The 11,491-nt window shown below is 71.8% G+C and carries 12 protein-coding genes; 5 read left to right on the top strand and 7 right to left on the bottom strand.

The annotated features are described in order from the left end of the window. Nucleotides 1-147: 147 nt before the first annotated feature. The 3 genes from ACZ63H_RS03365 to ACZ63H_RS03355 all read left to right on the top strand — a co-directional run bounded on the left by ACZ63H_RS03365 (nucleotide 148) and on the right by ACZ63H_RS03355 (nucleotide 3,551). Nucleotides 148-825 (top strand): HdeD family acid-resistance protein, encoded by a 678-nt coding sequence (locus ACZ63H_RS03365; protein ID WP_469861654.1) that lies wholly within the window; start codon nucleotides 148-150, stop codon nucleotides 823-825. 235 nt (nucleotides 826-1,060) lie between these two features. Beyond that, complete coding sequence (locus ACZ63H_RS03360; protein ID WP_469861652.1) at nucleotides 1,061-1,777, top strand: class I SAM-dependent methyltransferase; 717 nt, start codon at nucleotides 1,061-1,063, stop codon at nucleotides 1,775-1,777. Nucleotides 1,778-2,327: 550 nt separating this feature from the next. Continuing rightward, nucleotides 2,328-3,551 carry a chitinase gene (locus tag ACZ63H_RS03355; protein WP_469861650.1) on the top strand — a complete coding sequence of 408 codons (1,224 nt, stop codon included), beginning with the start codon at nucleotides 2,328-2,330 and terminating at the stop codon, nucleotides 3,549-3,551. Nucleotides 3,552-3,615: 64 nt separating this feature from the next. On the opposite strand, the gene ACZ63H_RS03350 is transcribed toward ACZ63H_RS03355, so the two are convergent. The 3 genes from ACZ63H_RS03350 to ACZ63H_RS03340 all read right to left on the bottom strand — a co-directional run bounded on the left by ACZ63H_RS03350 (nucleotide 3,616) and on the right by ACZ63H_RS03340 (nucleotide 5,845). Further along, nucleotides 3,616-4,056 (bottom strand): nucleoside deaminase, encoded by a 441-nt coding sequence (locus ACZ63H_RS03350; protein WP_469861648.1) that lies wholly within the window; start codon nucleotides 4,054-4,056, stop codon nucleotides 3,616-3,618. Then, a complete protein-coding gene (locus ACZ63H_RS03345; protein WP_469861646.1) occupies nucleotides 4,053-4,865 on the bottom strand; it encodes an LLM class flavin-dependent oxidoreductase in 813 nt (270 codons plus the stop codon). Before ACZ63H_RS03345 ends, ACZ63H_RS03350 begins: the two co-directional genes overlap by 4 nt. A gap of 152 nt (nucleotides 4,866-5,017) precedes the next feature. Further along, on the bottom strand, nucleotides 5,018-5,845 hold the full coding sequence (locus ACZ63H_RS03340) for a class I SAM-dependent methyltransferase (RefSeq protein WP_469861645.1): 828 nt from the start codon (nucleotides 5,843-5,845) through the stop codon (nucleotides 5,018-5,020). A 327-nt stretch (nucleotides 5,846-6,172) separates the two neighbouring features. On the opposite strand from ACZ63H_RS03340, the gene ACZ63H_RS03335 reads away from it, so the two are divergent. Then, nucleotides 6,173-6,520 carry a hypothetical protein gene (locus ACZ63H_RS03335; RefSeq protein WP_469861643.1) on the top strand — a complete coding sequence of 116 codons (348 nt, stop codon included), beginning with the start codon at nucleotides 6,173-6,175 and terminating at the stop codon, nucleotides 6,518-6,520. Between the two features lie 51 nt (nucleotides 6,521-6,571). Here ACZ63H_RS03335 and ACZ63H_RS03330 read toward each other — a convergent pair whose 3' ends face one another. The 4 genes from ACZ63H_RS03330 to ACZ63H_RS03315 form a co-directional block, all read right to left on the bottom strand. Continuing rightward, nucleotides 6,572-7,072, bottom strand: coding sequence for a DUF4232 domain-containing protein (locus ACZ63H_RS03330; RefSeq protein WP_469861641.1), 501 nt, complete (start codon nucleotides 7,070-7,072; stop codon nucleotides 6,572-6,574). 640 nt (nucleotides 7,073-7,712) lie between these two features. Continuing rightward, nucleotides 7,713-9,284, bottom strand: a complete 1,572-nt coding sequence (locus ACZ63H_RS03325) for an alpha/beta hydrolase (protein ID WP_469861639.1) — start codon at nucleotides 9,282-9,284, stop codon at nucleotides 7,713-7,715. A 181-nt stretch (nucleotides 9,285-9,465) separates the two neighbouring features. Continuing rightward, entirely contained in the window at nucleotides 9,466-9,774 is a 309-nt protein-coding gene (locus ACZ63H_RS03320) for an AzlD domain-containing protein (RefSeq protein WP_469861637.1), read from the bottom strand. Beyond that, on the bottom strand, nucleotides 9,771-10,535 hold the full coding sequence (locus tag ACZ63H_RS03315) for an AzlC family ABC transporter permease (RefSeq protein ID WP_469861635.1): 765 nt from the start codon (nucleotides 10,533-10,535) through the stop codon (nucleotides 9,771-9,773). The genes ACZ63H_RS03320 and ACZ63H_RS03315 overlap by 4 nt, the downstream gene beginning before the upstream one ends. Nucleotides 10,536-10,602: 67 nt before the next feature. Between ACZ63H_RS03315 and ACZ63H_RS03310 the strand changes: the two genes are divergently transcribed. Further along, nucleotides 10,603-11,259 carry a CGNR zinc finger domain-containing protein gene (locus ACZ63H_RS03310; protein ID WP_469861634.1) on the top strand — a complete coding sequence of 219 codons (657 nt, stop codon included), beginning with the start codon at nucleotides 10,603-10,605 and terminating at the stop codon, nucleotides 11,257-11,259. Nucleotides 11,260-11,491 lie beyond the last annotated feature (232 nt).

The raw sequence follows: 11,491 nt of genomic DNA, 5'->3' as shown, positions 1-11,491 counted from the left end.
GTGCACGACGGCGAGATCCGAGAACGCGCCGTCATCCCCCGCCCGTGGGTACCGGCGTCGACGCGACCGGAACGCACAGGGGACCGGTCGGGTGACGACTTACATGCACTACCGAGACAACGCAGCTCCAAGGAGGAGGCAGGCGTCATGACATCCCCCACCGGTCCCCAAGGCCACGTTCCCCCGCGCAGCGCAGAACCGGAAGAGAGCCCCCTGGCCGAGGGCATGGCCGCCCTGGCGAACCTGGGCTGGCAGATCCTGCTCACGATGGGGCTCGCCACCATCGCCCTGGGTGTCATCGCCCTGGTCTGGCCGGGCGCGACCCTACGTGTCGTCGGCATCCTCTTCGGCGTCTACCTCCTGGCCACCGGCGTCTTCCAACTCGTCGCCGCGTTCGGCACCCACGTCCCCCGGCACCTGCGCGTCCTGCACTTCATCACCGGCGCGGCATCCATCCTGCTGGGACTGATCTGCTTCCGGGGCACCCTTGAGTCGCTCCTGCTGCTCGCCCTGTGGATCGGCTTCAGCTGGCTGCTGCGCGGCACCACGGAGACGGTCGCGGCGGCCTCGGCACCGGCCATGCCGGGGCGCGGCTGGCACATCGCCTTCGGGATCATCGGCGCTCTGGCCGGCGTCGTGATGATCGTCATGCCGTTCGCCTCGATCGCGACCCTCACCCTGGTGGCGGGCGTCATGGCCATCATCCTGGGCCTGACCGAAGTCGTCCGCGCCATCAGGACACGCGTCGAGATCGGCCAGCTCGCTTCGGGTACGGCCGCCCAGCGGCGCTCCCGGTTCCACGTACGTCCGCACCCCCAGCACTGATCGACTGGAAACGGTGAGCGACGTCCGGGTCAGCCGGTGTGAGGGCCGTCAGACCGTCCGGCAACTGAGGCCGCCCGCCGGACGACGGCCCGCCCCGGCGGCCGCCATCCGGTGTGGATACGGCACCCGGTCGATCGCTCACAGAAGCACCGGCATACGGGCAGACTGGATGACCGGGCCACCGCCTCCAGTCGACCGTGCGGCGGGGCAGGACCAGTCCGAAGGAGTGTGCCTGGTGAACCCGCTCGTGCAATCGGACGGAGGTGCAGGCCAGTGGCCGGACCGCGTGGCCGCCGTGCGCCGCGCCCTCACCAGTCACGGACCGTTGCGGAGTCCCGATGGCGGTCCGGACTTCGCCACCGTCTCACTGCCGGAGCGCGACTGCGATCAGGTACGTGACCTTCTGGTGCAGGAACGAGCCGGCACCGTCGTCGAGATCGGGCTGGCCTATGCCGGTTCGGCACTGGCGATCGGCGAGGCACTGCTGCGCACCGGCGCACGAAACCCGCGGCATGTGGTCATCGACCCATTCCAGTACACGGCATACGACGGTGTCGGGTGGGAGCTGCTGTGCAGCGCCGGCCTGGACGACATCGCCGAGTTGGTGACCGAGCCATCACAGCGGTTCCTGACCCGGCTGGCCGACTCGGGCTTCGCCGCGGACGCGGCGTTCGTCGACGGCAGCCACCACTTCCACAACGTGTTCGTCGACCTCCACTTCCTGGGCGAGATCGTCCGACCTGGTGGCATCGTGCTGCTCGACGATGTCTGGTGGCCCTCAGTCCGGGCTGCCGTGGCGTACTTCGAGATCAACCTGGGGTGGCGTCCGATGCTCGGCGCTCCGGCCGACGGGACCGCCGCCCCGGCCAGTGGCCGGCCGCGGATCGGTGCCTACCGGCTGCCCGATCCACGCCCGACGCCCGACTTCAGGGAGTTCCGGCCGTTCTGCTGATCCGGGTGGGCGCGCCGCCGCCCGGATCGTTTTCCCGTGCCGACCCGGGCCACTCCGTCCTCCGTCCTCCAGCCCCGGTTGGAGCGCCGGCGTTCGGCTGGCCGGCGAGGTGCCGGACACGGCGGGGTCGGCAGCCGCAGCCGCCTTCGACGGAACCCGCCACCTGGTTCCCGCCCCCCACCTGGGAGATCGCCGCCGAACCGGCCGGCGACTACGCCGCCACGGACGACCTCATCCCCGTCACCTGGGTGTTCCGCCGCTGCCCGCCTACGCCCTGGGGACGGTGCGGGCCTGCCACGCGCACTCCTCGATGGTGACGGTGAGGGTTTGACCGGCCTGCTGTCGACCTCCCGCGAAGGGGTTCACCGCACCGATCCGTCACCTGGCCGACGCGGCTCTCGCCGTGCCTGGTAGGCGCGAGGTAAAGGAAACGTATGGTCTAGTCCAAAGAGGAAGTTGGTCTAGTCCAAATTATTGACGTGGCCGCAACAGCTCCCGGAGGGTAGGGCTCCCCGCTCTGGGGTCCTCACCCTTCCCTCTGGAGGCACACATGAGACGTCTTCGGGCATGCCTGGGCGCGGCGGCGGCCGTCGGCCTCGCCGCCGCCGGCGCCACCGCGCTGGTCGCCGGCAGCGCCTCGGGCGCGACCAGCGCGCTCGACAACCGCTGGTACGCCGCCGCCCCTTATCTGATGCCGCTGGACAACGACCCGCCGGACCCGGCCGCCATCATGGACGCCACCGGTCTGAAGGCGTTCCAGCTCGCCTTCATCCTCGCGCCCAGCGGCGGCGGCTGCACGCCTACTTGGGACGGCACGGCGCCGGTCGGCTCGGACACCGCCGTACGGTCGGTGATCGACACCATCCGGGCCAAGGGCGGGGACGTCTCGGTCTCCATCGGCGGCTACGGCGGCACCAAGCTCGGCCAGGCCTGCGCGGACCCGGCGTCCACGGCGGCGGCCTACCAGCAGGTCATCACCAAGTACGGGTTGCGCGCCATCGACTTCGACCTGGAGGAGCCGGAGTACGAGAACACCGCGGCGATCAGGAACGAGATCGGCGCCGCGAAGATCCTCCAGCAGAACAACCCCGGGCTGTACGTGTCCGTGACCACGGCCGGCACGGCGGACGGCACCGGCTGGTTCGGCAAGCAGATGCTGCTGGAGGCCAAGGCGCAGGGGTTCACCCCGAACAACTTCTCCATCATGCCGTTCGACGGCGGCTTCAACGGCGCGGCGAGCCAGACCGCCGCGCTCACCAAGTTCAACGGCGTGCTCCAGTCCACCTTCGGCTGGGACGAGGCCACCGCCTACGCCCACGAGGGCTTCTCGGGCATGAACGGCCGCAGCGACACCGGTGAGTACTTCGCCCAGGCCGACTTCCAGACCGTGCTCGACTACGCCACCGACCACCACATGGACCGGTTCACGTTCTGGTCGCTGAACCGCGACCGGCAGTGCACGCCGGCCGACAACGGCGGCCGCACGTCCGGCACCTGCTCCAGTGTGGCCCAGAACGCCTGGGACTTCGCCAAGTACTCCGTGAAGTTCGCCGGGGTCACCCCGCCGACCACCACGCCCACGCCCACCCCCACCCCCACGCCGACCCCGACGACCCCGGCCTCCTGCAAGCCGGCCTGGAGCGGCACGACGGCCTACACGGCCGGTGCCGAGGTCTCGTACGGCAAGCACAACTGGAAGGCCAAGTGGTGGACCCAGAACGAGACGCCCGGCGCCTCGCAGTGGGGGCCGTGGCAGGACGAGGGCGCCTGCTGAGGCGTGCAGTGCGCTGTTCCCGTGCCCTTCCGCCTTCGGGTGCCGGACGGACCGCCGGTGGTGGTCATCGGGTGGGCCGGTAATAGGCCGCTACGGGGGTCCGTGCCTCGTCGTGGAGGGCCGGCCCGTCGTGCGGCACCGTCGGCCAGGCGCCCGACGGCGGATTGAGCGCGACGAGTTGCTCGGTCGACAGCGCGTAGACGACCCGGCCGATGCCGGAGCGGACGATGCCGCCGTCGCACATCCCGCACGGCTGGCAGCTGGTGTACAGGATGGTTCGGGCAGCCGTGTCCGGGTCGAGTTCGCGGGCCGCCCAGCGGGCGAGCTTCAGTTCCGGGTGGGCGGTGATGTCGTTGTCCCGCCGGACCGTGTTGTGGGCTTCCGCGAGCACGGTGCCGTCCGGCCCGGCCAGGAGGGAACCGTACGGCGCGTCGCCCAGGGCGACCGCGTGGGCGGCGATGCCGATGGCACGCCGCAGAAGGGCCTCGTCGGCCGAGGTGATCATGATCGAGTGCTCCAGTGGGTGGCCACGGTGGTGAGTGCCCGCCATGCCGCGTCGGGCCGACGGGTCTCTTCCGGGTCTCCGTGGTAGGGGTCGAGTACGACGGTGTCAGCGCCCAGCAGGCGCAACTGGTCCAGATCGTCGAGGATCTGCTCGACGGTGCCGACGCCGGCGGGCCGGTCGCAGGCGTCGACCGGCGCGCCGGTGACGCGCAGGGCGATGCGGGGTGCGAATCCCGGCAACGCGTGCCGTCGCAGGACCGTACGCATGTGGGGGAGGGAGAGCCGCAGCGGGTGCCAGGCGTCACCGAACCTCACGGCGCGCCGCAGGGCCGCCTCGCTGTGGCCGCCGACCCAGACAGGAAAGCCGCCCCCCTGGCGCCCCGCGTCCCTGGCCTCCCGGAGGACGCCGAGACACTCGTCCGTCAACCGGCCACGCGCGGCGAACGGCACGCCCAGTGCCTCGAACTCCTGCCGGGCCCAGCCGACGCCCGCCCCGAGGACGAACCGGCCGCCGCTCAGCTGGTGGAGGTTGGCGGCGATGCGGGCCACCAGGAGGGGGTGCCGGTACGGCAGGATGAGCACGGTCGTGCCCAGCCGCACCGTGGTGGTGAGACCGGCCAGCCATGACAGGGTGGTGAACGGCTCATAGAACGGTTCCGGGTACCGCTCGGCCACGTCCGGGGTGACCGCCACATGGTCCGACACCATGAGGGTGCCGAAGCCGAGGCCCTCCGCGAGCCGCGCCCATTCACGCAGGATGCCGGGATCGGTCCCCAGGCCGAAATTCGGTACGTTGACGCCGAGTTGCATGGCCCGAGGCTATCCCGGTGATCATGGCGTACGGAACAGAAACCTCCCTGCGTAGCTGCCGCTTCTCCGTGTTTTTGTTGGTACTTTCGCTGCATGGCCGGGAATTTCGGCCTGCTCATCGTACGGGCGCGGTGAGACGGTGTGGGCGACGCTCAGCGAACGGCCAGCAGGCCGTACAGAAGGGGGATCCGCGGCTCGGGGAGCCGCCACCAGCCAGAGTCCGTACGGACCATCTGCGGCCAGCGCGGCCAGGGAAGCTCGTCGCTCTCCCGTAGTCGCCGGACGCCCAGTCCGGCATCCGTCAACGCGTTCACGACCTCTCCGACTCCGTGCATCCACTCGTAACTGTCCGTGGCGCCCTGCACGGCCGGCCCGTCGGTGTAGGTGTAGGTGGCATCCCGGTGCACCGGACCGGAGCCCGCCAGGTAGTCGTGGCGCAGCAGCAGCTCCGGTCCCTCACCCGGACCCGGCTTCGGGCCGAGCGCGTTGAGCAGCGGGTGGAACTCCACGACGTACAACCGCCCGCCGGGGCGCAGAAGCCTGGCCACGACGTCCGCCCACCGTTCGAGGTCGGGCAGATAGCACAGGGCGCCCTTGCCGGTGTAGACGACGTCGAACCGCCGGCCCTCCAGCGCCGCCACGGCGTCGTACACGTTGGCCTGGACGTAGGTGACGTCGAGGCCCGACTTCTCGGCGAGGTCCCGCGCGGCCGTCACGGACGCCGCCGAGAAGTCCAGGCCGACCGCCCGGGCCCCACGCCGGGCGAGGGCGAGCGTCTCCGTGCCGAGGTGGCACTGGAGGTGCAGGACGTCCCGGCCGGACAACTCGCCGAGGTCCTCCCACTCGAACGCGGCGAACCAGCGCTCCGGATTCAGGTCCTCGTCCAGGCCGTAGAACCGGCTGGTGACGTGGACCGGGGTGCGGGCGTCCCAGTTCGCCTGGTTGGCGCGCATCAGCCGCGCGTGCTCGGCGGAGGTCATGAGGACATCCAACCGCGCTCCGCCGCGCGGGGGGCGGAAAACCGGAAAAGTGCCACCGCCTACCAGGCCGCCTTCCGCCTCGCCGCCATCCTTGTCCGGGGGCGCCGAACGGCTGCCGGCGGACGGTAGCGGCCGAGCGGCGAGCAGTGGTTCGCCGAGTACCCGGGGTGGGTCGTACAAGTGGCGCGGCTCTGCGGGCGGGCTCATCGTGGGGGCGAGGGCGCCGGGCTCCTGGTCCGTAGGCTCTGCCTACCGGTCCCGGGCCCGTGACAGCCGTCGTCCGGACAACTGCCGAGATCGAGATCATGGGATCTGCGTATGAACCGAATGGGAACAGTGGGGGCAGGGGCGCTGGTGAGCCTCGCCCTGTTGGGGTTCTCCGCCCCGGCGGCGGTCTCCGCCGGGAGCGGGGGCGCCGGGGCACGGAGCGTGCTGTGTGGCACGGACGGTGCCACGGGTCTGGCGGTGTCGGCCGGAAGGGCGGAGGACTGCGCGGTCGCCCTGCGGGTGGCGGGCGCCTACACCAAGGCCGGGACGCGGGGGAGCGGAGCGGTCACCACGGTCGACGCGGACGGTGCCGTATGGCGCTGCCAGGAACGGCAGGGCGACCCGAACCCGTACCAGGAATGCGTGGACACGGCCGACGAGTCCCGGCACATCACACTGACCTCATGACACCGCCCGTTCTCCCTCCGGGGTCCGGATCGGCCGGGCGGCTGGTCGGGGTCAGGTGAGCGGGCTGACGTAGTTGCCCGGGCGGCTGGCGGCCTCCTGCCGGGTGACGCTGCCCCACCGCCACGTGAGGGTCTTCAGGGTGCCGCCGGGCAGGGTGACCACGGCCTGGTCGGGACGGATGGTCTCGTTCCCGTTCTTCCCGGTGTCGCCGAGGAAGGTGATGGTGAACGTCGCGGTCTTGCCGGGGGCGAGATTCACGCTGTCGCCTCCGCGCTGCTGGAGAAGCGTTTCCGGCACGCCGTTCGTGGTGAGCTTGACCGACGGGGCGCCGAGCAGGGAGCAGGCACGGTCCCCGGTGTTCCTCACCTGGACGCGGGCCGTCTCCTGCCGGTCGCTGCCGCCGCCCGGCTTGGCCGTACCACCTGCCCAGGACAGGGTGACGCGATCACAGGCAGGCGAGCCGGGGGCGGCCGTGGCCGGGACGGCGACGGAGAGGGAAGAGACCAGGGCGCCGGCTGCGACCCAGCGTGCGAGGTTCCGGACGCGCTGCATAAGGGCCTCCGATGAGTGCGGCGACAGTGGCTGGCAGGTATCCGGTACCGCGTACGGGACGACGGACCCCTCTTGAACCGCGAACCACTGAACGCTGAACCACTGAGCGCCGAAGTACTGACCGCGGCCGCCGGACGCGCGAGGGCGCCACCCCGGCGCTGGGCGAACGATCCCGCATGGCGGTACCTGTGGGCCTCGCCGCCGGTGAGCTCGTCGACCTGCCGTCGTGGGGACAACCACCCCGAGCGGACGGAGGCCACCGGGGAATGGCGATGCTGTACAAAGCTCGTCAAGCCGGCCCGGGTCCGGGTGCCGTACCGCGTCCGGCCGACTCTCGACATCCTGCGCGGTGAATGAGCATGTCCGGCGCCCTGGCGTCCGGCCGGTGCTCTGACCGCTCTTGCCGTCACCCCTGTCGGCGCGGTGGCCCTTGGCGGGCTGGCCGCCTCGCAGACCTCGCAGTGCGGATATGCCGGCGCGGGCGACGGTGGGGGATGCGGAAGCGCAGGCGCGTGACGGACGACGTTCCATGGGCGAGGCAGCCGTGCACATGGAACCTCCCGATGCCGAGCCCCCTGCGCCAGAGCCGTCGGTGGGAACCGCCCCGCCCGGGAGCGGGACCGGCTCCGCCGAGGGTGACCTATCGCTTCGCAGGTGTCTGCCGTTCGGCCACCCGCGGACCCGAGGCCTCGCAGGTCGGGTCGTGCGGGGGCAGCCGTCCCGTGCGCAGGTAGGCGTTGACCAGGCTGTCGACACACGCGTTGCCGTACTCGCCGTACAGGCCGTGCTGGCGGGCACCCTGCACGGTGAGGAGCCGGGAGCCGGGCCACTGCCCGCGCATGGCCTCGGCGCCGGAGTAGGGGGTGCGGGGGTCGCCGGTGGCGGCGACCAGCAGGGCCGGGACGTCGTTGTCGAGTACGGTCGGCGCTTCTGCGGGCCGGTCCCAGAACTCGCAAGGGGTTATGTTGCCGGCCACCGGCCCGGTCAGGGGGAACCGTTCGCGGGAGGCCTCGACCGCACGCCAGTAGCTGCCGACACCGCGCCGCTCCGCCACGTCACCGCAGACGATCGCGGTCATCTGCCCGGCGGAGGCCGAGCCCGCGCCGGTCAGCAGGAATTCCAATTGCCCAGCCAGCCGGTCGGACGGCTCGACCGGTTCGCGGTCCGCGGCGCGCGCCAGCAGCCGTACGGTGTCGGCCAGGTCGGCTCGCCGCTGGTCGAGATCGCTGCCGAGACCGCCGAGGAGGACGGTGGGCAGCACGTGCTCGTCCAGCAGGTACTCCTTTCCGATCCTCAGTGGCCTCTGTGCGGCGGCGTCGAGGACGTGCTTCACCGTGGTCAGGACCTGGCCGCGCGTGGCGCCCAGGCCGTAGGTGCCGTCCCGTGCGGCGGCCCATGACGCCCATGCGCGCAGGGCCGCCTCGTTGGCCGCTTCGGCGCCGCGCAGCAGGGCGGGGCTGTAGCGCGGCGGGAACATGACGCCGTCCAGGACCATGCGTTCGGTGCGGCCGGGGAAGAGCTGGGTGTAGACCTCGCCGAGGTAACTGCCGTAGGAGTAGCCGACGTAGGACAAGGTGTCGGCGCCGAGGGCGGCGCGGATGACGTCCATGTCGCGGGCGGTGTTGCGGGTGGTCACATAAGGCAGCACGTCGCCCTGGGCGCGTTCGCACTGCCGGGCCAGCTCGCGGGCGACGGTGACCTCCTCGCGGTAGGCCGCCGCGTCGGCGCCCGCGGAGCGGAGCGGTGCCGAGCCGAGATGCCAGCCGCAGTCCAGCGGGGTGCTCCGGCCGACGAAGCGCGGGTCCATGCCGATCAGGTCGTAACGGTCGGCGATCCTTCCCATCACCTCTGACTTGGTCAGCGGCATGTGGAGCCCGGGGCCGGCCGGGCCGCCGTCGTTGAACAGCAGCGGGCCCACGCGGTGGGCGGTGTCGGTGGCCTTCAGGCGGGAGATGGCGATGCTGAGGGTGCGGCCGCCGGGCTTGGTGTAGTCGAGCGGCACGGCGATGTCGGCGCAGTCGGCGCCGGCGGCGTCCAGCCTCCGGCCGAGCTCGTCTCCGAGGCCGAGGGCGCAGGCGTGCCAGTCGACGTGCCGGCGGTGGAAGCGGGCCAATGGGTCGGTCCCGGCGGTGGCCTCGGTCGCGGTCGTCGCGAGGCCGGCGAGCACCACCGCACATGTCGCGAATGCCGTGATGTGTCGGGAAGTTGGCATGACTACACGCTAGGTGCGGAGGATGCGTCAGCGCACTCGGGGAAAGCCCTGAAAGCGAGTGGGGTGGTGCCCCGGAGGCACTCAGGGCACCACCCCTGAGATTCCCTGGCCGACGCGGTGGTCCGTGGTGGGCAAGGGCGCTTGCGGCCCTGCCGGCAGGGGCGGGTGGCTTGGCGGGCGGTCAAGTCGTCAGTCCGCGCACGGTGGCGGCCAGGAGGGCCGCGCCGACCAGGACGGCGGGCATGGGCAGCCGGCACCGGCGCAGGAGCGGGACGGCCGTCAGGGCCGCGAGGAGGGCGGGATCGACCGTTCGCCACCTGTCGCCGGCGATCTCGACGGTGACGAGTCCCGCCAGCAGCGCGGGGGCCATGAGCGCGATCACCGCCCGGGCGCGAGGGGGCAGCTCTCGCTCGCCGAGCGCAGTCGGACCGGCGGCTTTGAGAGCGAAGCTGAGGGCGGCGACGGCGGCGACGGCCGGCCACGGGGTCATCGTGGAGGCTCCGTTCCGGTCCGTTCGCCCGGGTGCCGCCGGCGCGGACCGTCCTGGCCCTCCTTCGACAGGGGGCGCGCCAGGGCCGTCAGGGAGGCGCAGGCGGCGCCGATCAGCGCGGGCCCCATAGGGAGGAGGAAGGACAGTCCCGCGGCGATGGTTCCGCCCAGCAGTGCGGTCGTCCAGTACGGACGGCCGGTTCCCGGCGCGTCGAGAAGGAGGAACAGGAACATGGCGGGCGCCACCACGTCCAGCCCCAGGGAGGTCAGCAACCGCGGGCTGGGCGCCAGCACGGCGCCGAGCGCGGTGCCCGCGACCCACAGGACCCATTGGACGGCACTGGAGGCGAAGAGCACCCGCCGATCGAAGCGGCCGTCTCCCCGGTGCGCGGCGGCCCATGAGCCGTCCACCACCGCCTGGGCCTCGACCGCCCGGCGCAGCCGCCCTCCGCGAAGGGCACCGGAGGCCGACACACCCATGGGCAGGAAACGCGCGTTGACGAGGGCGGCGGCGACGACGGCCGAGGCGACCCCGCCGCCCGCGCCGAGCGTCGAGACGAGGGCGAACTGCGCCGAAGCGGAGAAGACGGCCATGGAGCAGAGGACGGCACCGGCCGCGGCCCACCCCTGGGACTGCGTGACCGCCCCGAAGCTCACGGCCAGCAGGAACGAGGCCGTCCCGAGGGCGAGTCCGACGCGCAGTCCTGCGCGCAGCCGCTGCCGGGGTAACGCGCCCTCCTGCGAAGGAAGTTGTTTGAACATGAGCGCAACCTAACAAGCATAAGTGATTATGGCCATTAGATGGAAGCGGGTGGTTAGGGTGGTGAAGGTGAACAGAGCCCAGGACACGACCGGCAAGGGACCCGAGGCGCGCTCGACCCACCTGGAGGTGGCCCTCATCGGCGGGCACCCCGTCCTCGACTTCGCCAACACGGTCGCCTGGCGCACGGACCCCGATCGCCGCGTCGCTCGTGTGGAGGGCGTCGAGGCATGGATCCGCTGGGCGGGCCGCGTCCAGCTGTTCACCACCGAGGAGGCGACAGCGCTCCTGGACCCCGCCTCACCGGACGAGCGGGTCGACCCGTCCCGCACCTCGCACGAACTCGCAGCCCTGGAGGCCCTGAGAAGCGCCCTGTGGGAGGTGCTGGACGCGTTGGCCGACAACAGTCACTTGCCGGACGGTCCTTGGGGGGTACTCCGCCGATCGATCCTGGCGGCTCGTCAGCGAGCCGACCTGCCGGCGGCGTTGCCGCTGCGCTGGCAAGTGAAGGCGACGGGATTCGCGGACCTCGCCCATGCCCTGGCCCTGCAGGCCGACGAACTCCTCGCAGGTCCGCTCGTGCGGCGGATCAGGCGCTGCGAGGGCCCGGGCTGCGGATGGTTCTTCCTCGACCGCAGTCGCAGCGGCACGCGCCGCTGGTGCAGCTCCGGCGACTGCGGCAACCGGGAACGCGCCCGCCGCCACTACCACCGGTCCCGCACCTGAGCGCCCCGCGGCCCCGCCACGCCTACGCGGCGGGCCGAGGCCGCTCGTCCCGGCGTGCTGCTCCAGCGGTGGTTCGGGTCCTGAGCCGAGCTTTCCGCAGCGGTGTCCGATGGATGGCCCGGTGGCGCCTTCTCCGGACAGGCCGTCCAAGCGCGCGGTCGACGGCATCGCGGTCGGGGTCTACGGGGTAGTCGGGGTCTACGGGGTGGAGGCTGGAGTTCCTCGGAAAGTC

It is taken from the genome of Streptomyces sp. NPDC104831 (assembly GCF_055583025.1).
The sequence above is the reverse complement of the archived record's forward strand: the minus strand, read 5'-3'. Positions and strand labels throughout refer to the sequence as shown.

Bases quoted from the DNA above. Each gene is read 5' to 3' on its own strand.
- ACZ63H_RS03365 (WP_469861654.1), top strand. From the start codon at position 148: ATGACATCCCCCACCGGTCCCCAAGGCCACGTTCCCCCGCGCAGCGCA.
- ACZ63H_RS03355 (WP_469861650.1), top strand. From the start codon at position 2,328: ATGAGACGTCTTCGGGCATGCCTGGGCGCGGCGGCGGCCGTCGGCCTC.
- ACZ63H_RS03350 (WP_469861648.1), bottom strand. From the start codon at position 4,056: ATGATCACCTCGGCCGACGAGGCCCTTCTGCGGCGTGCCATCGGCATC.
- ACZ63H_RS03345 (WP_469861646.1), bottom strand. From the start codon at position 4,865: ATGCAACTCGGCGTCAACGTACCGAATTTCGGCCTGGGGACCGATCCC.
- ACZ63H_RS03340 (WP_469861645.1), bottom strand. From the start codon at position 5,845: ATGACCTCCGCCGAGCACGCGCGGCTGATGCGCGCCAACCAGGCGAAC.
- ACZ63H_RS03335 (WP_469861643.1), top strand. From the start codon at position 6,173: ATGGGAACAGTGGGGGCAGGGGCGCTGGTGAGCCTCGCCCTGTTGGGG.
- ACZ63H_RS03330 (WP_469861641.1), bottom strand. From the start codon at position 7,072: ATGCAGCGCGTCCGGAACCTCGCACGCTGGGTCGCAGCCGGCGCCCTG.
- ACZ63H_RS03325 (WP_469861639.1), bottom strand. From the start codon at position 9,284: ATGCCAACTTCCCGACACATCACGGCATTCGCGACATGTGCGGTGGTG.
- ACZ63H_RS03320 (WP_469861637.1), bottom strand. From the start codon at position 9,774: ATGACCCCGTGGCCGGCCGTCGCCGCCGTCGCCGCCCTCAGCTTCGCT.
- ACZ63H_RS03315 (WP_469861635.1), bottom strand. From the start codon at position 10,535: ATGTTCAAACAACTTCCTTCGCAGGAGGGCGCGTTACCCCGGCAGCGG.